The 23445-nt window shown below is 54.7% G+C and carries 24 protein-coding genes and 1 riboswitch; of the genes, 10 read left to right on the top strand and 14 right to left on the bottom strand.

What is annotated here, in order from left to right:
* Positions 1 to 48: 48 nt before the first annotated feature.
* Entirely contained in the window at positions 49 to 957 is a 909-nt protein-coding gene (gene yvcK / locus P2W74_RS15655; protein WP_271443855.1) for a uridine diphosphate-N-acetylglucosamine-binding protein YvcK, read from the bottom strand.
* Between the two features lie 266 nt (positions 958 to 1223).
* Positions 1224 to 1369, top strand: a riboswitch (molybdenum cofactor riboswitch).
* Between yvcK and moaA the strand changes: the two genes are divergently transcribed.
* The 6 genes from moaA to P2W74_RS15625 all read left to right on the top strand — a co-directional run bounded on the left by moaA (position 1357) and on the right by P2W74_RS15625 (position 4815).
* Positions 1357 to 2346, top strand: coding sequence for a GTP 3',8-cyclase MoaA (moaA, locus tag P2W74_RS15650; RefSeq protein ID WP_276292335.1), 990 nt, complete (start codon positions 1357 to 1359; stop codon positions 2344 to 2346). Its footprint overlaps the riboswitch before it by 13 nt.
* A gap of 20 nt (positions 2347 to 2366) precedes the next feature.
* Entirely contained in the window at positions 2367 to 2879 is a 513-nt protein-coding gene (moaB, locus tag P2W74_RS15645) for a molybdenum cofactor biosynthesis protein B (protein WP_203358413.1), read from the top strand.
* A gap of 2 nt (positions 2880 to 2881) precedes the next feature.
* Positions 2882 to 3367, top strand: coding sequence for a cyclic pyranopterin monophosphate synthase MoaC (gene moaC, locus P2W74_RS15640; RefSeq protein ID WP_276292334.1), 486 nt, complete (start codon positions 2882 to 2884; stop codon positions 3365 to 3367).
* Positions 3360 to 3605, top strand: coding sequence for a molybdopterin synthase sulfur carrier subunit (moaD, locus tag P2W74_RS15635; RefSeq protein WP_276292333.1), 246 nt, complete (start codon positions 3360 to 3362; stop codon positions 3603 to 3605). The genes moaC and moaD overlap by 8 nt, the downstream gene beginning before the upstream one ends.
* A 1-nt stretch (position 3606) precedes the next feature.
* Positions 3607 to 4059: a molybdopterin synthase catalytic subunit MoaE gene (moaE, locus tag P2W74_RS15630; RefSeq protein ID WP_203358410.1), complete on the top strand. Its 453-nt coding sequence runs from the start codon at positions 3607 to 3609 to the stop codon at positions 4057 to 4059.
* Positions 4060 to 4110: 51 nt separating this feature from the next.
* Entirely contained in the window at positions 4111 to 4815 is a 705-nt protein-coding gene (locus tag P2W74_RS15625) for a Bax inhibitor-1/YccA family protein (RefSeq protein WP_192611648.1), read from the top strand.
* A gap of 48 nt (positions 4816 to 4863) precedes the next feature.
* Here the strand turns inward: P2W74_RS15625 and P2W74_RS15620 are convergent, their stop codons facing one another.
* The 3 genes from P2W74_RS15620 to P2W74_RS15610 are packed head-to-tail and all read right to left on the bottom strand — an operon-like array spanning position 4864 to position 7825.
* Complete coding sequence (locus tag P2W74_RS15620; RefSeq protein ID WP_276292332.1) at positions 4864 to 5826, bottom strand: lysylphosphatidylglycerol synthase domain-containing protein; 963 nt, start codon at positions 5824 to 5826, stop codon at positions 4864 to 4866.
* Positions 5826 to 7067 (bottom strand): cardiolipin synthase ClsB, encoded by a 1242-nt coding sequence (gene clsB, locus P2W74_RS15615; protein ID WP_276292331.1) that lies wholly within the window; start codon positions 7065 to 7067, stop codon positions 5826 to 5828. Before clsB ends, P2W74_RS15620 begins: the two co-directional genes overlap by 1 nt.
* Positions 7064 to 7825: an endonuclease/exonuclease/phosphatase family protein gene (locus P2W74_RS15610; RefSeq protein WP_276295203.1), complete on the bottom strand. Its 762-nt coding sequence runs from the start codon at positions 7823 to 7825 to the stop codon at positions 7064 to 7066. Before P2W74_RS15610 ends, clsB begins: the two co-directional genes overlap by 4 nt.
* A gap of 133 nt (positions 7826 to 7958) precedes the next feature.
* Here P2W74_RS15610 and P2W74_RS15605 point away from each other — a divergent pair, with 133 nt between their 5' ends.
* The gene (locus P2W74_RS15605) at positions 7959 to 8369 is read left to right on the top strand and encodes a YbhQ family protein (RefSeq protein ID WP_276292330.1); all 411 of its coding nucleotides are present in this window, start codon (positions 7959 to 7961) and stop codon (positions 8367 to 8369) included.
* On the opposite strand, the gene P2W74_RS15600 is transcribed toward P2W74_RS15605, so the two are convergent.
* From P2W74_RS15600 to cecR, 5 genes are read right to left on the bottom strand one after another with little or no spacing between them, the layout of a single operon-like run.
* The gene (locus P2W74_RS15600; RefSeq protein WP_192611653.1) at positions 8331 to 9437 is read right to left on the bottom strand and encodes an ABC transporter permease; all 1107 of its coding nucleotides are present in this window, start codon (positions 9435 to 9437) and stop codon (positions 8331 to 8333) included. The two genes, P2W74_RS15605 and P2W74_RS15600, sit on opposite strands and share 39 nt — an antisense overlap.
* A gap of 10 nt (positions 9438 to 9447) precedes the next feature.
* Positions 9448 to 10581, bottom strand: coding sequence for an ABC transporter permease (locus tag P2W74_RS15595; protein ID WP_276292329.1), 1134 nt, complete (start codon positions 10579 to 10581; stop codon positions 9448 to 9450).
* Entirely contained in the window at positions 10574 to 12310 is a 1737-nt protein-coding gene (locus P2W74_RS15590) for an ATP-binding cassette domain-containing protein (protein WP_203358403.1), read from the bottom strand. The genes P2W74_RS15595 and P2W74_RS15590 overlap by 8 nt, the downstream gene beginning before the upstream one ends.
* On the bottom strand, positions 12303 to 13298 hold the full coding sequence (gene hlyD, locus P2W74_RS15585; protein ID WP_276292328.1) for a secretion protein HlyD: 996 nt from the start codon (positions 13296 to 13298) through the stop codon (positions 12303 to 12305). The genes P2W74_RS15590 and hlyD overlap by 8 nt, the downstream gene beginning before the upstream one ends.
* Entirely contained in the window at positions 13295 to 13972 is a 678-nt protein-coding gene (cecR, locus tag P2W74_RS15580; protein WP_276292327.1) for a transcriptional regulator CecR, read from the bottom strand. The genes hlyD and cecR overlap by 4 nt, the downstream gene beginning before the upstream one ends.
* 228 nt (positions 13973 to 14200) lie before the next feature.
* Here cecR and rhlE point away from each other — a divergent pair, with 228 nt between their 5' ends.
* The 3 genes from rhlE (at position 14201) to ybiB (ending at position 18847) form a co-directional block, all read left to right on the top strand.
* Positions 14201 to 15592 (top strand): ATP-dependent RNA helicase RhlE, encoded by a 1392-nt coding sequence (gene rhlE / locus P2W74_RS15575; RefSeq protein ID WP_276292326.1) that lies wholly within the window; start codon positions 14201 to 14203, stop codon positions 15590 to 15592.
* Between the two features lie 105 nt (positions 15593 to 15697).
* The gene (gene dinG / locus P2W74_RS15570; RefSeq protein ID WP_276292325.1) at positions 15698 to 17848 is read left to right on the top strand and encodes an ATP-dependent DNA helicase DinG; all 2151 of its coding nucleotides are present in this window, start codon (positions 15698 to 15700) and stop codon (positions 17846 to 17848) included.
* 30 nt (positions 17849 to 17878) lie between these two features.
* On the top strand, positions 17879 to 18847 hold the full coding sequence (ybiB, locus tag P2W74_RS15565; RefSeq protein ID WP_276292324.1) for a DNA-binding protein YbiB: 969 nt from the start codon (positions 17879 to 17881) through the stop codon (positions 18845 to 18847).
* A 110-nt stretch (positions 18848 to 18957) separates the two neighbouring features.
* On the opposite strand, the gene ybiJ is transcribed toward ybiB, so the two are convergent.
* The 5 genes from ybiJ to mcbA form a co-directional block, all read right to left on the bottom strand.
* Entirely contained in the window at positions 18958 to 19218 is a 261-nt protein-coding gene (gene ybiJ / locus P2W74_RS15560; protein WP_276292323.1) for a DUF1471 family protein YbiJ, read from the bottom strand.
* Positions 19219 to 19503: 285 nt separating this feature from the next.
* A complete protein-coding gene (locus tag P2W74_RS15555; RefSeq protein WP_276292322.1) occupies positions 19504 to 19770 on the bottom strand; it encodes a DksA/TraR family C4-type zinc finger protein in 267 nt (88 codons plus the stop codon).
* A gap of 82 nt (positions 19771 to 19852) precedes the next feature.
* Positions 19853 to 20530 carry a PKHD-type hydroxylase YbiX gene (gene ybiX, locus P2W74_RS15550; protein WP_276292321.1) on the bottom strand — a complete coding sequence of 226 codons (678 nt, stop codon included), beginning with the start codon at positions 20528 to 20530 and terminating at the stop codon, positions 19853 to 19855.
* Between the two features lie 45 nt (positions 20531 to 20575).
* On the bottom strand, positions 20576 to 22861 hold the full coding sequence (locus P2W74_RS15545) for a catecholate siderophore receptor Fiu (protein ID WP_276292320.1): 2286 nt from the start codon (positions 22859 to 22861) through the stop codon (positions 20576 to 20578).
* A gap of 304 nt (positions 22862 to 23165) precedes the next feature.
* The gene (gene mcbA / locus P2W74_RS15540) at positions 23166 to 23426 is read right to left on the bottom strand and encodes a DUF1471 family periplasmic protein McbA (RefSeq protein ID WP_203358393.1); all 261 of its coding nucleotides are present in this window, start codon (positions 23424 to 23426) and stop codon (positions 23166 to 23168) included.
* Positions 23427 to 23445 lie beyond the last annotated feature (19 nt).

Below are 23445 nucleotides of genomic sequence, written 5' to 3'. Positions count from 1 at the left end.
GCTGTAGGCCTGATAAGACGCGTTAGCGTCGCCATCAGGCCTACCGATTTAACCGAGCGCTTGTACCGCTTTCTCCAGTGCGCAGTGCAGCAACTGACGATCATGGCGATACGGAATGTCGCTGGCCTCCAGAATCTCCTGAATCACAATTCTGTCGGTGATGGCTGAGACATCAACTTTCGGCCCGACCACGACCGCATCAATCACTTTCTTCCCGACATACTGCTCCATAATGGCGAGCTTATCGACAAGGGATAAACTGGCGGCGGGCAAACTCAACTCGCGCCCCAGGTTACCGATATACACCATCGGCGCAGGGGTACGGCGTAACGCCTGCGCCAGGTCGTCCAGCAGCAGGATAGGCATCAGGCTGGTGTAAAAACTGCCCGGCCCAATCAAAATCAGATCCGCTTCGCTAATGGCTTGCACGGCCTCGCGGGTGGCAGGGACTTTCGGCGACAGCATCAACTCTTGCGGCGGCATGGACAACTGGTCGATATTGACCTCGCCGTACACTTCATGCCCCTGGGAGTCGATCGCCATCAGATCTACCGGCAGTTCCGACATCGGAATTAAATGCGCATCCACTTTCAGCAAATTACGAATTAAATTGATGGCCTCAAGAGGCCGTACGCTAAGGTGATCCAGCGCCTTTAACATCAAATTTCCGAGGTTATGCCCGGAAAGTTCGCCATTACCGCCAAAACGATACTCAAACATGGCCGAAGCGACGCTGGGTTCAGTAATTAACTGGTTCAGACAATTACGCATATCGCCCCAGGCAATACCGCCTTCTGAACGGCGAATACGTCCTGTTGAGCCGCCGTTGTCTGTCGTCGTAACAATACCGGTCAGGCGTGAACCTAATGGCGAGAGTGAAGAAAGAACGCGTCCTAATCCATGCCCTCCGCCGAGAGCCACAACACGGTCGAGGTCTGCCAGCGTGCGATTGCGCATATAAATTCCTGGTGTCAAAAGATCTGCATTACAGTAGCGCAAATCGCGGGTTTTCAGCAATTAGCCTGGTGGGCTGAGTAGAAATAAAATCTTGCCTCCTACCTCTTTATGGCGAGGGGTAAGGTACAGCAAAATGATGTATATCAATGCAAAACTGTGGTTTTTGCTTATTCTGTAGCGAAAGTGCACGATCGTGACGCTATATATATGATTATACAGCGTAAGTGTAGATGGCGTAAAAAACGTTTACACGCTAGTATCGGCATAACCACAATAAACACTCTAGCCTCTGCACCTGGGTCAACTGATACGGTGCTTTGGCCGTGACAACGCGTAAACGTGCTTGTCACCAGGGCGCAGGAAGAAATGACTCCGCCTCCCGTATTTGGAAAGGTGTACATGGGCTCACAACTTACCGATGCTTTCGCGCGTAAGTTTTACTACTTACGTTTGTCGATTACCGATGTGTGTAACTTTCGTTGCACCTACTGCCTGCCGGATGGCTACAAGCCTGGCGGGGTCACCAATAATGGCTTCCTGACCGTCGATGAAATTCGCCGGGTTACGCGTGCATTTGCGAACCTGGGCACCGAGAAAGTGCGTCTTACGGGCGGCGAACCGTCCTTACGTCGTGACTTTACCGACATCATCGCCGCCGTGCGTGAAAATGCCGCGATCCGCCAGATTGCTGTCACCACCAATGGCTACCGCCTGGCGCGTGATGCGGCGAACTGGCGCGACGCCGGGCTGACCGGCATCAACGTTAGCGTCGACAGCCTCGACGCCTGTCAGTTTCATGCCATTACCGGGCAGGATAAATTTCAGCAGGTGATGGCGGGAATCGACGCCGCCTTTGACGCCGGATTTGAAAAGGTCAAAGTTAATACCGTGCTGATGCGTGATGTGAATCACCATCAGCTGGACACCTTCCTTGCCTGGATTCAGACGCGCCCCATCCAACTGCGTTTCATCGAACTGATGGAAACGGGGGAAGGGAGCGAACTCTTCCGTAAACACCATATTTCTGGTCAGGTGCTGCGTGACGAACTGTTGCGTCGCGGCTGGCTCCATCAGCTACGCAAGCGCAGCGACGGCCCGGCACAGGTGTTCTGTCACCCTGACTATGCCGGTGAAATTGGTCTTATCATGCCGTATGAGAAAGATTTCTGCGCAACCTGCAACCGTCTGCGCGTGTCGTCAGTGGGTAAACTCCACCTGTGCCTGTTTGGCGAAGGTGGCGTCAGTCTGCGCGATCTGCTGGAAGATGACGCTCAACAGCATGCGCTGGAAGACCGCATTTCTGCCGCGCTGCTGGAGAAAAAACAGACCCATTTCCTGCATCAGAACCAGACCGGAATTACGCAAAATTTATCGTACATTGGTGGATAAACGCTAAAAGGAGATTTCAGATGAGTCAGGTAAGTACTGAATTTATCCCAACCCGTATCGCTATTCTTACGATTTCCAGCCGTCGCGGCGAAGAAGATGACACGTCAGGCCATTTTCTGCGTGATTCCGCGCTGGAAGCTGGCCATAAAGTGGTCGATAAAGCGATCGTAAAAGAAAACCGTTACGCCATTCGCGCCCAGGTTTCCGCCTGGATTGCCAGCGACGACGTGCAGGTGGTGCTGATAACCGGTGGGACCGGGCTGACTGAAGGCGATCAGGCGCCGGAAGCGCTACTGCCGCTGTTTGACCGGGAAGTTGAAGGGTTTGGCGAAGTGTTCCGCATGCTCTCTTTTGAAGAGATTGGCACCGCGACGTTGCAGTCTCGCGCGGTGGCCGGTGTGGCCAACAAAACGCTAATTTTCGCCATGCCGGGTTCCACCAAAGCGTGTCGCACCGCGTGGGACAATATTATTGCGCCGCAGCTGGATGCCCGCACGCGTCCGTGCAATTTCCACCCCCATTTGAAGAAATAAGTATGTCGCAACTGACCCATATTAACGCCGCTGGCGAAGCGCACATGGTGGATGTCTCCGCCAAAACGGAAACCGTTCGCGAGGCGCGCGCGGAAGCCTTTGTCACGATGCATAGCGAAACGCTGGCGATGATCATCGCTGGCAGTCACCATAAAGGCGACGTTTTTGCGACCGCCCGTATTGCCGGGATTCAGGCCGCCAAACGCACCTGGGAGCTGATCCCTCTGTGTCATCCACTGCTGTTGAGCAAAGTGGAAGTACAACTGCAGGCGGAACCGGAGCACAACCGTGTGCGTATCGAATCTGTCTGCCGTTTGACCGGGAAGACCGGCGTGGAAATGGAGGCGCTGATCGCGGCATCTGTTGCGGCGTTGACCATCTACGACATGTGCAAAGCCGTGCAAAAAGACATGGTGATTGGCCCGGTACGTTTGCTGGCGAAAAGCGGCGGCAAGTCGGGAGATTTTAAGGTGGATGCCGATGATTAAGGTGCTTTTCTTCGCGCAGGTGCGCGAACTGGTCAATACCGATGCACTGGAGCTGCCAGCTAATTTCGCCACGGTGGACGCGCTGCGTCAGCATCTGGCGGCACAAAGCGATCGTTGGGCGCTGGCGCTGGAAGATGGCAAACTGCTGGCTGCGGTTAACCAGACATTAGTCAGCTTTGATCAACCGTTGGTTGACGGTGATGAAGTGGCGTTCTTCCCGCCAGTGACGGGAGGCTGAGATGGCTGAAACGCGAATTATTGTCGGGCCTGCCCCGTTTAGCGTAGGGGAAGAGTATCCCTGGCTGGCGGAACGCGATGAAGATGGTGCCGTCGTTACGTTCACCGGGAAAGTCCGCAATCATAATCTTGGCGACAGCGTGAAGGCGCTGACGCTGGAGCACTATCCCGGCATGACGGAAAAGGCGCTGGCGGATATCGTCGATGAAGCGCGTAGCCGCTGGCCGCTGGGGCGTGTGACGGTGATTCATCGCATCGGCGAATTGTGGCCAGGCGATGAAATCGTTTTTGTCGGCGTGACCAGCGCGCATCGCAGCAGCGCGTTTGAAGCCGGACAGTTCATTATGGATTATCTGAAAACGCGTGCGCCGTTCTGGAAGCGTGAGGCGACGCCGGAGGGCGACCGCTGGGTCGAAGCGCGTGATAGCGATCAACAGGCGGCGAAACGCTGGTGAGATAATGTGATACGCTTAGTGACAGGTATCACTTTCAATCAGGAGATTATCATGGACCGATTTCCACGATCCGATTCTATCGTTCAGGCGCGTTCTGGCCTGCAAACCTACATGGCGCAAGTCTACGGCTGGATGACCTGCGGTTTACTGCTGACGGCGTTTATTGCGTGGTATGCCGCCAATACGCCTGAACTGATGATGTTTATCTTTTCCAGCAAAATCACCTTCTTTGGTTTGATTATCGCTCAGCTTGCGTTGGTGGTTGTGCTGTCTGCGATGGTGCATAAACTCAGCGCCGGGATGGCGACCACGCTGTTTATGCTTTATTCCGCGCTGACGGGATTAACGCTGTCGAGCATTTTTATCGTCTATACCTACTCTTCCATCGCCAGCACCTTTGTGGTCTCGGGCGGCATGTTTGGTGCGATGAGCCTGTACGGTTACACCACCAAACGCGATCTCAGCGGTTTCGGCAACATGCTGTTTATGGCGCTGATTGGTATTGTTCTGGCGTCGTTAGTCAACTTCTGGCTGAAAAGCGAAGCGCTGATGTGGGCGGTGACCTATATCGGGGTGATTGTGTTTGTCGGACTGACCGCCTACGACACGCAAAAGCTGAAAAACATTGGCGAGCAGATCGACGTCCGTGACAGCGCTAACCTGCGCAAGTACTCCATACTGGGCGCATTAACGTTGTATCTGGACTTCATCAACCTGTTCCTGATGCTGCTGCGTATTTTCGGTAATCGCCGTTAATTGCTGTTATGCCGGATGGCGTTCGTACTGAACGCCATCCGGAAAAAATCACTTCGCCATCGCCTTTTCGTTTTTTGCCCGCAATTTCTTCGCCCGACTCTCCAGCACCAGATAACAGATCAGCGCCAGCAGCAGCGGAATAAAATAATAGAGCACCCGCCAGGCGAGCAGGGCGGCGATAATCGTGCCCTGAGAGGTATGTTCTCCCGCGAGAAGGGCGATAAAAACGGCTTCCAGTACCCCTATCCCTGCCGGAATATGCACAATGACGCCTGCAATACTGCTCACCAGTAACACGCCAAGCACAAAGAAATAGTTCACGGTCTGACCCATTAACAGCCAGATGATCGCCCCCATCACCATCCAGTTAATGCTGGAAATGGCCATCTGTGCGAGGGCGAACTTCCAGGAGGGCAACACCAGCTTTTGTCTTTTGATGGTTAGATGTCGATGCTTCGCAAAGGCGCAGCACCACAGATACAGCGTAATGATCGCAAGCAACGCCACGCCCAGAATACGCAGCGTATTTTCATCGACATACCAGTGGTCAGGCAGTTGCACCACGCCGAAGGTAAAGATCAGTCCCCCCAGCACGATGTAACCCAGCCAGTTGGTGGCAATGCTGAGTGAAAAAATCCGCGTGATCGTGCTGCCCGGTAAGCCGAGACGGGAATACAGTCGGTAACGCATCCCGATACCGCCAACCCAGGTACTGAGGGTCAGATTGAAGGCGTAACAGATGAAAGAGACCAGCATCACCTGCCGCTTTGCCAGCCGGTGCCCACAGTAGAGGCGCGCGAGCAAATCATAACAGCCGTAGAGTAAGTAGCTGACGATCACCAGCCCGACAGCGCCTGCCATGGCAATCCGGTTGTAATCGCGGACAACCGTCCAGACCTCGCTCCAGTTGACTTTGCTGGCGTAGACCACCAGCAGTACGATGACGGCAATAAAAAACAGCCAGGTGAGGATTTTTTTAGCCCGCCGCCAGCGCGCACGCAATTTAGCCATCAGGGTTTGCCCCCCGTATCTTGCGCTTCGACCCGGTCCTGAGTTTCCATCGCTGGCTGGGCTGGTGGTTCAACCCGTGTTAAATGCGGAGTATGGGCCGGAAGCCAGCCGACCAGCGCGGGGAAGTGACGTAAAAAGTGGAACGCCAGTACGCTTTTGGTGAGATTCCACCAGGTGCGTTTAGGCAACATCGATTCATCAACTTGTTTGCAATCATCGGCAATGATCGTGCTGAGATTGTCGCGTAACGTCTGGTTAAAGGTCCGATCATGAATGATGATGTTCGCTTCCAGATTGAGCGACAGACTGAGCGGATCAAGGTTACTGGAACCTACGGTTGCCCAGTGGTCATCCATCAATGCCACTTTGCCATGCAGAGGGTGACGGTGATATTCAAAAATCTGTACGCCACCTTTGACCAGATAGTTGTAGAGCAGCCGTGCGCCGACTTTGACAATCGGCATGTCGGGTTCACCCTGCACGATAAGCTTTACGCGCACGCCGCGTCGGGCCGCGTTGCGCATCGCATGCAGCAGGCGATAACCCGGGAAGAAATAGGCGTTCGCAATCATCACTTCGCGTTTTGCCTGAGTGAGCATTTTCAGGTAATGGCGTTCGATATCGTCGCGGTGCTCGCCATTATCGCGCCAGACAAACAGCGCCTGCGCTTCGCCAGGGTGGCGATTTTCTTCCGCGCGGTGATGGCGGCGCCACCAGCGGCGTGCTGCGCTCTGTCCCGGCAGGTTCTCCAGCTCAAATTGCAGAATATCCGCCACAATCGGCCCTTCAACCCGAACGGCGTAATCTTGTTTGGCCTCGGGGCCATAGTCGGACATATGTTCGGCGGAGTAGTTAATCCCGCCAACAAAGGCGATCCGGGCATCGATCACCACAATTTTTCGGTGCATCCGGCGAAAAAGATTGGTGCGCATACCCAACAGGCGGGGGCGGGGATCGTAATAGCGAAAAATAATCCCTGCCGCCGTCAGCGCTTCAACAAAAGGGTCGCTGAGATCCGGGGAGCCGTACCCGTCCAGTAACACCTCGGCGTGTACGCCGCGTTGGGCGGCATTGAGCAGGGCCGCGTGCAGTTGTCTTCCCACTTCATCTTCAAACCAGATAAAGGTTTCCAGAATAATTTTCTGCTCCGCCTGGGCGATGGCGTCAAACACGGCAGGGTAGTACCGATCGCCGTTCTCCAGTAACTGAATCTGATTACCTTCACGCCAGCCGCATTTCATAGATGAATCTCCGCACTCAGAGGCGCATGGTCAGATAAATGTCGCCAGTGATGTAGCGGTAGCGCCATGGGAGCGCTGGCGTTGGCGTTTTTGACATAAATGCGATCAAGGCGCAGTAACGGCAGGCGCACCGGGAACGTTCGCGCCGGGCGACCGTGGGCGCGGGTGAAGATCTCCTCCAGGCCCGCACGGGTTTTCAACGGACGGTTAGCGTGTTGTCGCCAGTCATTAAAATCCCCGGCGACAATCACCGGTTCGCCAACGGGGAGGCTGTTTACCCAGTCGGCCAGCATGTTGAGCTGCTTCTGGCGATGGGTTTCACGCAAGCCCAGATGTACGCACATGACGTGGATCGGTCGGCTCAACTGCGGCGGCATAATGCGGCAATAAAGCACGCCGCGTTTTTCGCTGTTGCCAACGGAGATGTCACGATTTTCATAATGTTCAATGGGATAGCGAGAGAGCACGGCGTTGCCGTGGTGCCCCTCCGGGTAGACAGCATTACGCCCGTAAGCGAAATCACGCCACAGGGTGTCGGCGAGAAACTCGTAATGGGGGGCATCCGGCCAGTTTGCAATGTGCACGGAGTGAACGTTATGGGCACCCATCACTTCCTGCAGACAGACAATATCCGCACTGACGGTCCGCACCGCATCCCTCAGCTGTGGCAAAATAAAACGCTGGTTAAACGCCGTGAACCCTTTGTGAGTGTTGATGGTGAGCACGTTGAATGAAAATTGCTGCGTTTGTCCGGGCATAATTCTCCTGTTCACGTCACTTTCCTGAATAAAAATAGTGTAGTCGTCGTCACAAAAAGATGCGGTCTTACGGAATTTTCCGTAAAGTCCGGTACTCTGAGTTATTAGACAAAAATCCTTCAGGAGAATGGCCATGAGGTGGCAACAACGTGTTCGTGTCACAACGGGTCTAAGTTGCTGGCAGATTGTGTTGCATTTACTGGTAGTGGCGTTGCTGGTGATGGGCTGGATGAGCGGTACACTGGTACACGTGGGGCTCGGGCTTTGCGTGGTTTACGGCGTGACGGTTTTGCTGATGCTGGCGTTACAACGCCACCATGAACAGCGCTGGCGTGACGTTGCGGATGTACTGGAAGAGCTCACCACAACCTGGTATTTCGGCGCGGCAATGATTGTGCTGTGGTTGCTGTCTCGTGTTTTGCAAAACAACGTACTGTTGGCTTTTGCGGGGCTGGCAATCCTTGCCGGACCCGCCGTGGTTTCGTTACTGGCGAAAGAGAAAAAGTTACATCACTTTGCGTCTAAACATCGCATACGCCGCTGATCCCGTTGTGGCTGCTATTACCAGTAGCGGCCACAAACTTCCCCAGACAATCTTCAAACTCGCATCCTTCAGGTAAATCTGCTTGGTGATATCCGTAAAGTGGCGGATAGGGTTTATCCACGTTAAATTCTGCAACCAGACCGGCATATTCTCGACCGGGGAAACGTACCCCGAAAGCAAAATCGCTGGCATCATAAAGACAAACACGCCGATAAACGCCTGCTGCTGGGTGGCGCACAGCGACGAGATCAACAGCCCGAAACCGACCAGCGACAAACCGTAAATCACCATCGTGAAGTAGAACAGGGCCAGCGAACCAGCAAAGGGAATTTGGTACGCCCAGATGCCGATGCCCAGCACGATAGTGGCCTGACCGGTGGCAACAATCAGCGCAGGGACGGCTTTGCCGATAAAAATTTGCCAGGTGGTCAGAGGGGACACTAACAGTTGATCCAGCGTCCCTTGCTCGCGTTCGCGGGCAACGGAAAGCGAGGTTACGATCATCACGCCAATGGTGGTGATCATAGCGATCAGTGACGGCACCACGAACCACTTATAGTCCAGATTCGGGTTGTACCAATTTCTCACAACCAGCTCGCTGTTGTTGGGTTTAGGTTTACCGTCCATCAGCTCCTGCTGATAATCTTTGACGATTTGCTGCAAATAGTTGGCAGCGATTTGCGCGCTGTTGGAGTTTCGCCCGTCAAGGATCAACTGCATCGGCGCCTGCTGGAAGGTATCCAGATTACGCGAGAAATCCGCCGGGAAGCGTACCAGCAACAGCGCTTTCTGGGTATCGATGGTCGGTTGGATCTCTTGCGGGCTATTGAGCAGCAGAATATGCGTAAAAGCTTTGGCGCGGGCAAAACGTTGGGTCAGCTCGACCGAATGCTTGCCGTTGTCTTCGTTATAAATAGCGATGGTGGCGTTGGTGACTTCCAGCGTGGCGGCAAAGGGAAACAGAATAACCTGAATCAGCACGGGCACAATCAGGATCGCGCGGGTCTGCGGCTCGCGCAGCAGCGATTGCAGCTCTTTGCGGATTAACGTCCATAAGCGATGAAACATGCTCTTCTCCCTAATCCAGCCGACGTTTGGTTTTGAGCCACGTCAGACCAATAAACATGACTGCCGAGGCGATTAAAAACAGGACGTTGATCATCAGCACCACCGGGATATTACCGGCCAGAAACAGACTTTGCAGGGTACTGACGAAATAGCGCGCCGGGATAATGTACGTCACCGCGCGGATCACCGCGGGCATGCTGTCGATCTGGAAGATAAACCCCGACAGCATAATCGAGGGCAAAAAGGCGGCATTCAACGCCACCTGCGCGGCGTTAAACTGGTTACGGGTGATGGTAGAAATGAGCAGTCCCATCCCCAATGTGCTGAGTAAAAACAGGCTAGTGATAAAAAACAGGATCAATAGCGAACCGCGATAGGGCACGCCGAGAATAAACACTGACACCAGCATACAGAGCAGCATTGCCAGCATCCCGAGGAAGTAATAAGGGATCAGCTTGCACAGCAGCAATTCCACGCGGGTGACTTCGGTGGAAAGTAGCGCTTCCATGGTGCCGCGTTCCCATTCGCGCGCGATCACCAGTGAGGTGAGGATGGCGCCGATCACCGTCATAATGATGGTGACCGCCCCGGGGATAATAAAATGCTGGCTGATGGCGGCCGGGTTAAACCAATAGCGGGTCTGTACGTCAATCAACGGTTTAAACTCTTCCCCGCGATCTTCCGCCCGCTGCATTTGCCAGATCTGCCAGATACCCTCGACATAGCCTTGCACAAAGTTTGCCGTGTTCGGCTCGCTGCCGTCGGTGATCACCTGAATCGGGGCGGTATCATTGGCCCGCGCCATTTGCTGAGCGAAATCGACCGGGATCACCACCAGACCGCGAATGCGCCCGGCCTGCATCTTTTCGATAAGCTCATGACGGTTATCGCTGATGGTGGCGTCGATATAGGGTGAGCCCGTCATGGTGTGCGTAAAGTCGAGCGCCTCTTCACTCTGCTGCTCAAGCAGGATCCCCACCCGCAGTTTGCTGGAGTCGAGGTTGATGCCGTAGCCAAAAATAAACAGCAGCAGCAGGGGGATCAGCACCGCAATCAGCCAGCTGCTGGGATCGCGAACGATCTGGCGCGTTTCTTTAACGCACAGGGCGCGCACCCGGCGCCAGGAGAGTACGGTGTTACTCATGCGTATGCTCCTTGTCCCAGTCGTGAATGAGGGTGATAAACGCGTGCTCCATCGTCGGGTCCGGCGTGTCGTTGTCGGCGGTCTGCGCTTTCAGGTCATCCGGGGTGCCGCTGGCGATCAGTTTCCCGCGATACACAAGCCCTATACGGTCACAGTATTCCGCTTCATCCATAAAGTGGGTGGTGACCATGACCGTTACGCCTTTTTCGACCATGCTATTGATATGCAGCCAAAATTCGCGGCGGGTGAGAGGGTCTACGCCTGAGGTCGGCTCATCGAGAAAGAGAATATCTGGCTCGTGCATCAGCGAGCAGGCCAGCGCCAGGCGCTGTTTAAATCCCAGAGGCAGTTCATCAGTGGCATGCGACGCAATGCTTTTCAGGCCAAAGGCTTCGCTCATCCGCGCAATTTTTTCGTTTTGCGCGCGTCCCCGCAGGCCGTAGACGCCGGAGAAGAAACGCAGGTTTTGCTCCACCGTCAGGTTGCCGTAGAGGGAGAATTTTTGTGCCATATAGCCCAAATGCTGACGCGCCTTGCCCGAGCTGACTTTCAGGTCCATATCCAGGACCAGCGCTTTACCAGAGGTCGGCACCAGCAGACCACACATCATTTTAAATGTGGTGGATTTCCCCGCGCCGTTGGGGCCGAGCAGGCCAAAAATTTCTCCGCGCTTGACGGCAAAATTCACCTGGTCGGTTGCGGCAAAATCCCCAAACTTTTTGGTCAGTTGCTTTGCTTCAATCACTGTCTCGCCGGGCGTTCCCTCCACCGTATGCAGGATTGCGCCAAGCGGGGATTCTGACGTGCCCGCCCCGCCGAGCAGATCAATAAACGCATCTTCAAAGCGAGGCGCAGTTTCATCAATCGCGATTTCCGGCATCCCTTCGCCGTTGCGAATATCGTCAGCCGTGGCCTCTTTTTTCAGGATCAGACGGACGGATTTTCCCTGAATCATGCCATCGCTGACCTGCGGCAGTTTTAACGCCTGCTGCAACAACTTGCGGTTGTTTATCTGCGGACTGCTGATTAAGAAACTGCGGCCCGCCATGGTTTGCGTCAGTGCCGTCGGTTCACCCTGATAGAGAAGTTCACCTTCGTTCATCAGCAGCACGTCGCGACACTGTTCGGCTTCATCGAGATACGAGGTGCTCCACAGAATCAGCATTCCGTCGCCCGCCAGCTCATGCACCATTTGCCACAGCTCGCGTCGTGAAATCGGGTCCACGCCGACGCCGGGTTCATCCAGCAGCAGAACCTTTGGCGCTCCGACCAGCGTACAGGCCAGCCCCAGCTTCTGTTTCATCCCGCCGGAGAGCTTACCGGCCAGCCTCCCGGTAAATGGGCCGAGCGAGGTGAATTCCAACAGACGCTCAAACGTTTTTTTTCTCGTCTCGCCGGTGACGCTGCGCAGATCGGCATAGAGGTTAAGGTTCTCCATGACGGTCAAATCTTCATACAGGCCAAATTTTTGCGGCATATAACCGAGCACGGCATGCAGCGCGCTGTCGTCGCGAATCGGATCAAACCCAATCACTGAAGCCTGGCCGCCGTCGGGCTTCAGTAGTCCCGCCAGCATCCGCATCAGGGTGGTTTTCCCGGCACCGTCCGGCCCCACCAGCCCCGTGACATAGCCCGCGTGAATCGTGCAGTCGAGCGGAGCCACGGCGCACTTTTCCATTCCCGCAAAGCGTTTAACCAGTCCGTTTAGCGTAATGACGGCGTCATTCATGCCGCGCCTCATTACCGAACTTCAGCGTCACCGGCATCCCCTGGCGTAACGCATCATCGGCATCCGTCACCACAATGCGCAGGCGATAGACCAGATCGGTGCGCAGATCCGGTGTCTCGACGGTTTTCGGGGTGAATTCTGCGGTCGGAGAAACAAAACCGATTTTGCCGTGATAGGGCTTATCGGGACGACCATCGGTATAGAGCAAAATTTCTCGACCCGGCGGTACCTGGCTCAGGTTACGCTCATCGACGTAAGCGCGAACCCAGACCGGACGCGTCAGCGAGAGGGTGAGAACCGTGCTGCCGGAATTCAGCATACTGCCCGGCTCCACGGCGCGGGTTAACAGCGTCCCGTCAGAGGGGGCGACCAGTGTGGTATCCCGCAAGTCGAGTTCGGCTTGCGCCAGTTGCGCCTGCGCCTGTTCAAGGCTGGCTTTCGCCTGGGCGATATCCTGTTGGCGGTTACCGGTGCGGTACTGGCTCAGTTTGTCCTGCGCTGATTTCAGCGTTGCCTGCGCCTGGTCACGGGAGGAGCGGGCGTTTTCCAGATCGTTGGCGGAGATCGTACGGCTTTTCCACAATCCCTGCTGACGTTGGTAAAAGTTCTGCGCGTAGTCAAAGGCGGCCTGCGCCTGTTTGACGGCGGCGGCGGCCTGGGCAATCTCTTCATCGCGATAGCCTGCCAGCATCAGATCATACTGCGCTTGCGCGACGGAAACGCCCGCTTTGGCCTGCATTAATGCGTTTTCATACGGCGCTTTATCGAGCGTGCCCAGCACCTGCCCGGAGGTGATGGTATCGCCTTCGTCAACCGCCAGTGAAGAGAGTCGGCCGCCGACGCGGAAGCTTAAATTGACGGTGCGAATGTCCACATTACCGTACAGCGTCAGCCCGTTATCCTGCCGACTTTGGTACCACCACGTTCCACCAGCAATCACGGCGACAAGCACCGCCACGGCCAGTCCGATAACGACGGGTTTCTTCATGAGTCCAGACTCCTTTGCGTTAAACCTTGCAGAATGAGATCGATATGACAGGTGATCGTCTGGTAAATCAGCGCGGTTTTCTCCTCATCAAATTGCGACCAGCCTGTGCGCTTGAGGATCGTTTCCTTCCCCAGGCGAAACGCCAGCACTTCCCCTAACAGAGCATGGGTATGCAAAATGGTTTGGGTATCTTCGGCATCACTGCCGGTATAGGCCGCAATCAGCCGCGTCAGATGGGTATGCAGTGGGGCGATAACCTGATGGTGTATCAGTTGATAGGCCGCCGTTGGGGAGAGCTGCTCGCGCGAGATGAATTTGCTGAGATTCACCGTGTCTTCCTGCGTCAGCAGCATAATCATGTTCTTACAGGCGCGCAGAATCAGCTCGCGCATCGCACCGCGATCGGGCTGCGGCTGGGCGAAGAGCTGTTCCGCCTCCTCGGCGTGGGGGCGAAACTGCCCGCCAATAAAGTCGGCAATCCACTGGGCGCAGGCGAGGTAGAGATCGTCCTTTGAGCCAAAATAGTAGGTAATGGCGGCGATATTCTGCCCGGCCTGTGCGGCGATATCCCGGGTGGTGGCATGCAGGCCATATTCACCGAACTGCGCAAGGGCAGCGGCAATCAGCTGGCTTTTTGCCTGTTCGCCTTTGGTCGTCATGGTTGAGGTATTCATGGCATGACCTAAGTATTAATCAATCGATTGATTAACATTATGACTGATTTTTCAGCTTGTCCAGTCCGGGCGTTATTTTGTTTCTTGTATGCTCCGGGATAATTTATGCGGTGCGTCACAAAAACTGCTACACTCCGCCCCTTCATGACATTGTGGTTTTTGTCATCTCTTTTTCGAGTATCTCCCTGAAAACTACACCGGGAACGGTCGGGGCGGTTCGGAGTAGTTATGTCTTTTGATTCCCTGGGTTTAAATCCTGATATTTTGCGCGCCGTTGCAGAGCAGGGCTATCGTGAACCTACCCCTATTCAGCAGCAGGCGATCCCTGCGGTGCTGCAAGGCCGCGACCTGATGGCCAGTGCGCAAACCGGTACGGGTAAAACGGCGGGCTTTACGCTGCCGCTGTTGCAACATCTTATTTCCAATGAACCGCATGCTAAGGTACGTCGCCCGGTACGTGCGTTGATTCTGACCCCGACCCGCGAACTGGCCGCGCAAATTGGCGAGAACGTACGGGATTACAGCAAATACCTGAACATTCGTTCGCTGGTGGTCTTCGGCGGGGTCAGCATCAACCCGCAGATGATGAAACTGCGTGGCGGCGTAGACGTGCTGGTGGCAACCCCAGGCCGTTTGCTCGATCTGGAACATCAAAACGCCGTCAAATTGGATCAGATTGAAATTCTGGTGCTGGATGAAGCTGACCGCATGCTGGACATGGGCTTTATCCACGACATTCGTCGCGTACTGGCTAAATTGCCTCCGAAACGTCAGAACCTGCTGTTTTCCGCGACCTTCTCCGACGACATCAAAGCGCTGGCTGAAAAACTGCTGCGTAATCCGCTGGAAATCGAAGTCGCGCGTCGTAACACGGCGTCCGAGCAGGTAACTCAGCACGTGCATTTCGTTGATAAGAAACGCAAACGTGAACTGTTGTCGCAGATGATTGGTCAGGGCGACTGGCGGCAGGTGCTGGTCTTCACCCGTACCAAACATGGCGCCAACCATCTGGCGGAACAGTTGAATAAAGACGGCATTCGTAGCGCGGCCATCCACGGCAATAAATCACAAGGGGCGCGTACGCGTGCGCTGGCTGATTTTAAATCCGGCGACATTCGTGTGCTGGTCGCCACGGATATCGCGGCGCGTGGACTGGATATTGAAGAACTGCCGCACGTGGTGAACTATGAATTGCCGAACGTGCCGGAAGATTACGTCCACCGTATCGGTCGTACCGGGCGTGCTGCGGCAACCGGTGAAGCGCTGTCGCTGGTCTGTGTTGATGAGCACAAGCTGCTGCATGACATCGAAAAACTGCTGAAAAAAGAGATCCCGCGTATCGCGATGCCGGGCTATGAGCCGGACCCTTCCATTAAAGCGGAGCCGATTCAAAATGGTCGCCAGCAGCAACGTGGTGGTGGCGGCGGCGGCGGTCGCGGCCGATCCCCACAGGGGCAAGGTCAGGGCGGTGCAGGCCGTGGTCAGCAGCAACCGCGTCGTTCAGAAGGTAGTGCGCCAAAAGCCGGGGCCAAACCTTCGCGCCGGTCAGGTGATGCGAAACCGGCAGGCGATAAGCCGCGCCCGCCACGCCGTCCGCGCAGACTGTCTTCCGCAGAGTAATGCAGTAAACGGGAAGCCCGACCGAATGGTCGGGTTTTTCTTTTTGCGACCCGTCTAAGAAAGTGCCACAATAGTGGCTGTTTATACAGTATTTCAGGTTTTCTCATGGCATTGACCGCCGCGCTAAAAGCGCAAATTGCTGCCTGGTATAAGGCGCTTCAGGAACAGATCCCCGACTTTATTCCCCGTGCGCCGCAGCGGCAGATGATTGCTGATGTTGCTAAAACGCTTGCCGGGGAAGACGGGCGGCATCTGGCGATTGAAGCGCCGACCGGCGTCGGGAAAACCCTCTCGTACCTGATCCCCGGTATCGCCATCGCGCGCGAAGAACAAAAAACGCTGGTGGTGAGTACCGCCAACGTCGCCTTGCAGGATCAGATTTACAGCAAAGACCTTCCCCTGCTGCGAAAAATTATTCCCGATCTCCGTTTTACCGCCGCGTTTGGGCGCGGGCGGTATGTGTGTCCGCGCAATCTGGCGGCGTTGGCCAGCACCGAACCTGACCAGCAGGATCTGCTGGCGTTTCTTGACGACGAACTCACACCGAACAATCAGGAAGAGCAAAAGCGCTGCGCCCGGCTGAAGGGCGATCTGGACAGTTACAAGTGGGATGGTTTACGCGATCATACCGATATCGCCATTGATGATTCACTGTGGCAGCGTCTGAGCACCGACAAAGCCAGCTGCCTCAACCGTAACTGCCACTATTACCGCGAATGTCCGTTCTTTGTGGCGCGCCGTGAGATTCAGGAAGCCGAAGTGGTGGTGGCAAACCATGCGCTGGTCATGGCGGCAATGGAGAGCGAAGCGGTCTTGCCGGATCCGAAAAATCTGCTGCTGGTGCTGGATGAAGGGCATCATCTGCCCGATGTCGCACGCGATGCGCTGGAAATGAGTGCTGAAATCACGGCGCCCTGGTATCGCTTGCAACTCGATCTGTTTACCAAACTGGTGGCGACCTGTCTGGAACAGTTTCGGCCGAAAACCACGCCGCCGCTGGCTAACCCTGAGCGTCTGAACGCGCACTGCGAAGAGCTGTATGAACTGATTGCCTCGCTGAACGCGATTCTGAATCTTTATATGCCCGCCACCCAGGAGGCAGAGCACCGCTTCTCAATGGGCGAATTGCCCGCAGAGGTGATGGAGATTTGTCAGCGGTTGGCGAAACTCACCGAAATGTTGCGCGGGCTGGCGGAACTGTTTCTCAACGATCTCTGCGAAAAAACCGGAACCCACGACATCGTACGTCTGCATCGGGTGATTTTGCAGATGAACCGTGCGTTGGGCATGTTCGAAGCGCAAAGTAAGCTGTGGCGTCTGGCGTCGCTGGCGCAATCGTCAGGCGCGCCGGTGTCCAAATGGGCCACCCGCGATACGCGCGACGGGCAAATGCATGTCTGGTTTCACTGTGTCGGCATTCGCGTCAGCGATCAGCTGGAAAGGCTGCTCTGGCGCAGCGTGCCGCATATTGTGGTGACATCAGCCACGCTACGTTCGCTGAACAGTTTCTCTCGCTTGCAGGAGATGAGCGGACTGAAAGAGAAAGCGGGCGACCGTTTCGTGGCCCTCGACTCGCCATTCAACCATGTTGAACAGGGGAAAATCGTCATCCCCCAAATGCAGTATGAGCCGCTTATTGATAACGAAGAGCAACATATTGCGGAGATGGCGGCCTATTTTCGTCAGGAGCTTGAGAGCAAAAAACACCAGGGCATGCTGGTATTGTTTGCCAGTGGCAGGGCGATGCAACGGTTTCTTGAGCATGTGACGGATTTACGCCTGCTGTTATTAGTTCAGGGCGATCAGCCGCGATACCGGCTGGTGGAGTCGCACCGCAAGCGGGTGGAAAATGGCGAACGCAGTGTGCTGGTGGGTCTGCAATCTTTTGCGGAAGGGTTGGATCTGAAAGGCGACTTGCTCACCCAGGTACATATTCACAAGATTGCTTTCCCGCCCATCGACAGTCCGGTGGTGATTACCGAAGGGGAGTGGTTGAAAAGCCTGAACCGTTACCCCTTTGAAGTGCAGAGTTTGCCCAGCGCGTCGTTTAATTTGATCCAGCAGGTGGGGCGATTGATCCGTAGCCACGGCTGCTGGGGAGAAGTGGTGATTTACGACAAGCGTCTGTTGACCAAAAATTATGGGAAGCGTTTACTGAATGCGTTACCCATTTTTCCGATAGAGCAACCTGTCGTGCCAGACGTTATAGTAAAAACAAAAGCAAAAGCAAAAGCGACTCGCCGCAGACGGCGCTAATGGTGTGCGCACCCCCGCAAGGAGTTTTCGATGGATTACCGCAAAATCATCAAAGAGGTTGGGCGAGGTAAAAATCATGCCCGCGATCTGGACCAGGACACCGCGCGCGGCCTGTATACCCATATGCTAAAAGGGGAAGTCCCTGACCTGGAAATGGGCGGCGTACTGATTGCGCTGCGCATTAAAGGAGAGGGCGAAGCCGAAATGCTGGGCTTCTATGAGGCGATGCAGAACCACACTATTCGTCTGACGCCGCCAGTGGCAAAACCGATGCCTATCGTGATCCCCAGCTATAACGGGGCGCGTAAACAGGCGAACCTGACGCCGCTGTTGGCTATCCTGCTGCGTAAACTGGGTTTTCCGGTGGTGGTTCACGGGGTGAGCGAAGATCCGACCCGCGTATTGACTGAAACCATTTTTGAACTGTTGGGAATTACGCCGACCCTGAGCGTCGGTCAGGCGCAGGCAAAACTCGACGGACACCAACCGGTGTTCATTCCCGTCGGCACACTGTGCCCGCCGCTGGAAAAACAGCTGGCGATGCGCTGGCGAATGGGGGTGCGTAACAGTGCCCACACGCTGGCGAAGCTGGCGACGCCTTTTGCAGAAGATGCCGCCTTACGTCTTGCCAGCGTTTCTCATCCGGAATATGTCCCACGTGTGGCGAAGTTCTTTGGTGACATTGGCGGACGCAGTCTGCTGATGCATGGCACCGAAGGGGAAGTGTACGCCAATCCGCAGCGCTGCCCGCAAATTAGCCTGATCGATAAGCGTGGAGTGCAGGTGATTGTGGATCGCCAACGTGAGATGCCCGAGGAGCCGGTGCCACTCCCTGTCGCGAAAGATCCAGAAACCACGGCGCGTTGGATTGAGCGCTGTCTGGCGGGTAGCGAACCGGTTCCTGACGCGTTGAAAATTCAAATGGCCTGCTGTCTGGTGGCAACCGCAGAGGTGGAGACACTGACTGAAGGTCTGGCACGCGTCGCTCAGAGTTTTTAACCGATTCAGGTAAAAAAAAAAGCCCGTCCAGTGGAGGACGGGCAAACAAAGGGTAACACACAGGTCTATGAGGGTTGGAGCAGGGCGTCTGTTGGCATACAGACAAAAAATTATTTGTAGATAACCGCAGTACCGCTCATTTTGTTGTTGCTGTATGCAGAGGTAATGCTATAGCCGTTGGCGCCAGCCGCCGCCGCTTTCTCAGCCAGTTTCGCTTCCAGACCGTCCAGGGTGGTGGCGCCTTCCGCAGAAACTACACCGATTTTATTCATGTCTTGTGCTTGTGCAGCCGTCACCGGCTCGGCAGCGAAAACGCCAAATGAGAGTCCAGACAGAGCGATAGCGGCAACAGCATATTTGATGGTTTTCATAGTTAATTTCTCGCAGGTTATTCTGTTAGTAAGACGATGTTCCGTCGATGTGATAAGTATCACGTTATTTAGCGAGAGATAAAATCGAATAGAATTGACGGCGTTAATCAAAAATATTGAATGACAAATAACTTATTGATTATTAATAAATTCAGATTATGCCTTTACAGTTCCTGATGCTGCGGTTTACAGAGCGAAGGATAACGGCACATTTTGCTACGCAGTTCGCCAAAAACCGTGAGCGTAAAGAAAAATGCGTCACGCGATTTTTTCGGTAAAGATAAGTCAACGTAACTGGCTGTCTTTCGATCCTCTGCGATTATATCCTGAGAATGTTTCGTTTCTTGAATCTTTCTCCTGCTGGCAGGTGAGGCATAACCTGACGCCCGGAACCGCTTTGCGTCGGGCTTCGGGAATCGGATCGCCACACTCTTCGCATTCATGCAGACTTTCCCCCTGGGGTAATTCCCCGCGAACGCGTGCGACAGCATCTTCAATGGTATTGTTGATCTGCTCATTCACGGCGTCGTCATTTGCCCATCCGGATGCCATAAGCCGTTACCTCCACATTCATTTCATAGGGTAATTGTAGTGAATGTGGGGGCAATAATCGCACCGTCAAGACAGCGTCTTCTCAGATTTCAGACCATTCACGCAGCAGATTATGGTAGAGGTTGAGTAAAGAGAGGATCTCGTCACTTTCGCCGTTGCGGCTTTTGAGCGACTGGATATTTTTGTCCAGTTCAAACAGCATGGCGCGTTTCTTATCATCACGGATCATCGACTGGACCCACATAAATGATGCAACGCGGACTCCCCGCGTTACCGGAGTGACGCAATGCAGGCTGCTGGAGGGATACAGCACCACATCGCCGGCCGGTAACTTCACCGCATGCTGCCCGTAAGTATCGTTAACGATCAGTTCCCCGCCGTCATAGCTCTCCGGTGAACTCAGGAATAAGGTGGCGGAAAGATCGGTGCGCATCCAGCCGCTTTCCGGATGGCTGCGTACTGCGCCATCAACGTGAAAACCATAGGTTTCATTATTCTGATAGCGGTTAAACAGCGGCATGGAGATTGTTTTCGGCAAGGCGGCCGAGAAAAACAGGGCACTCTGGTTGATGGCTGACAGTACCGCCTTCTGTAAGGCGATATACAGCTCGCTGCCGGTATCAACCTGCTGGTTATTTTTAACCTGAGCGCCCTGAGCGCCAGTGGTTGCCCGGCCATCGATCCAGTCAGCCTGCTCGAGTTGTTGTCGACATTGCGCGACGCCTTGCGGCGTTAAAACGCCCGGAATGTGATACATCATGTGCGATTCTCCGAAAAGTGGGGCCGGGGCCCCACGCGATGCAAATCAGAAATGCATATTGGCTGTGAACAAGAAGGTTCTCGGTTCACCCGGATGATAACGGTATCCGCTCTTGTTAATCGAGGAGACATAGTCAGTATCAAACAGGTTGTAGACGTTCAACTGGAAATCGAGAGTGCGGTTCACGCGGTATCCCAGTTTTGCATCCGCGACCCAATAGCCTTCGGTATAAGACGGCGTGCCTACCGCACCGTCGGAACCCCGGTGCATACTGCCGATATAGCGCGCGCCAGCCCCGACGGAGATATCATTGGTGGCCTGATATTGGCTCCACAGCGTAAAGGCGTGTTCTGGCGTATACGGCAGGGAAGAGGAGCCATCCTGCGCGACATCTTTTCCGTCGCGGATGGTGGCGTGTTGTTGGGTGTAGCCGCCGATAACCTGCCAGTCCGGCGTGATGTTTCCGGCCACGGAAAGTTCATACCCTTCTACGCGCTTTTTCCCGTACTGGGAATACGTCCCGTCGTCGTTCTGTTCAACTTCATTTTCGATATCGGTACGGAAAATCGCGGCGGTTAACAGCAGACGTTTATCCAGCACTTCCCACTTGGTGCCAATTTCGCTGGTTTTCGCTTTTTGCGGTTTGAAGTCAGTACGGTTAGCGCTGTTGCCGCTGCCGCTCTGGGCGAGGGCAAAGTTATTTCCCCCTGGCGGTTGCTGAGAAATGGCGTAGTTAACATAAATATTGCCGTTGTCCGTCAAATGGTACAACGCGCCTGCTTTCCAGTTCACCAGGTTACCTGATTTCGCGGTGTCCACTGTCGTGACCGGGGAACCTTTCGCTGCGCCCGCCGGGCACACCACCGCGCCGCGTCCAGTGGCGCCACAGGCGGTGGCGCTATCGTACTCGGTACGGTAATTATCGAGTCGAATGCCGCCGTTGAGTTCAACGTCGCGAGTGATTTGCAGGGTATCGAACGCGTAGATGCCGAAGGTGTCGGTCTGGCCGTTGGCGTTCGCGCCATTACGGGTCAGTCCGCCAATGTGGACGTTGCTATTTGGGTTGTAAATATTGACCGGAGGCGGCGTCAGAGGATTAACACCGTAGTTGGTTTGAGTTTCGCGGGTAAATTCGATACCCGTGCTGATGTCGTGTCCGATGGAGCCGGTATAAAACGTTGACGTCAGATTGGTCTGGTTGGTCAGGATCTTGTTGCTGACATCTTTGGTATTCGCCACGCGGGACCAGGTCCAGGAGTCAACGTTGCTGTCAGGCTGCGTGATGTTTGATGCGCCGCCCATCACGGCGGTCATCAGATAATCCTGTTTGACGCGCGACCAGCGTGTGGTGTTACGCAGGGTGGTGCTGTCAGTCAGGTCATGTTCGAAACGCATCGTGGCGGTGTCGGTCGTGGAATCGTCGTAGTCAGAATCCGTGCCGTAAAAATTGTGCGTATCCACTTTGCCAGAACTGTTGAGCGCGGACGTGCCCGCAGAAGGCGCGGAATAGCCCGGTAAACCAATGGTCGGGATCCCCCCGTCTGGCGTGTTGTGCTGGGTCACGTGCAGATAGTTCAGATACAGACGAGTAGGCGTACTCAGACCGAAAGCGACGGAAGGGGCGACGCCGTAACGTTCATTTTTAACGTTATCGCGGCCTGCGTCGTGCGTTTTTTCACCCATCAGGTTCAGGCGCGCGGCGGTGGTTTCGCCTATCACCTGGTTAATATCCAGCGTACCGCGGCGGAACCACGCGCTCCCCACGCTGGCAGAAGCATCAATGCCCGAGTCGGTACGGGGCTGTTTGCTGATCATATTGATCGAGCCCGTCGGTGCGCTACGGCCGTAATCGGTCCCGGACGGACCTTTGATCACTTCTACCTGTTCGGTATTGAAGGTATCGCGCGTGACGCTGCCAATGTCACGCACGCCGTCAATGTAGATGCTGTTTGAGGTATCGGCGCCACGCATATAAACCGCATCGCCAGTGGTGGAGTTACCGTTCTCGCCTGCAAAGAAAGCGCCAACGCCGGGCACGTTTTTCAGGGCGTCGGTCAAATTGGTGGCGCCCTGATCTTTAATCACCTGTTCTGAAATCACCGTCATTGTGCGCGTGGTGTCCGCCACCGGGCGCGAGAATTTCGGGTCGGCGGATTGCGTCGGGGCGTAAAGCGACGGGGTGGAGGCTTCCACGACTAACGTATCATCCTGTTTCTTTGCCTGTTCATCTGCGGCGACAGCGTGTGCAACAGGTGAAAGTCCGATGCACAGACCGGCAAAAAACGTGAGCGAATGGAAGCTACTGGAAGGCAGGTTGCGATTTTTATCCATGTTAATAAGCGACTTTTTATTATTTGATTGATATTTCCACACCGCGAAGGGGACATCTCTGCGGATGTCATGCCACTGCAGGTCTCGCCGGTGTGAAATCGTAAGTGATAATGATTTTGATAAGGATTATCACTTGGCGCGACTTTCTATCATTCATTCGTAAAAAAATAAATACATTTATTTACATGGTCTTCAAATTTCACACGAGGTGTTTACAAATTAAGCGAATATTGAAGAAGCGAAAGGGCGGCAGGAGAGGAAGAAAACTGCATCCAGGATGAATGCAGTTGAGCAGGTAACAGCGTTATTTGTAGATGGTTGCAGTGCCGTGCATCTGATTATTACCGCCAGCTGAGTTAACCACAAAACCTTTAGCGCCTTGCTCACGCGCTTTTTCTGCCAGTTTATCTTCCAAATCGCTCAGGTTAGTTGCCCCTGAAGCGGAAACGGTACCAGACGCTCTTAGCTGTCCGGTTTCTGGACTGGTGATTGGCGGTGCGGCAAATGAGGCAAACGTCAGGCCGGTAAGTACGGTGGCTGCAAGTAAAGTGAGGCATTTTTTCATGATGACTTCCTCTGAGAAA

The organism is Citrobacter enshiensis, assembly GCF_029338175.1.
Taxonomy (GTDB): Bacteria; Pseudomonadota; Gammaproteobacteria; order Enterobacterales; family Enterobacteriaceae; genus Citrobacter_D; species Citrobacter_D enshiensis.
The sequence above is the reverse complement of the archived record's forward strand: the minus strand, read 5'-3'. Positions and strand labels throughout refer to the sequence as shown.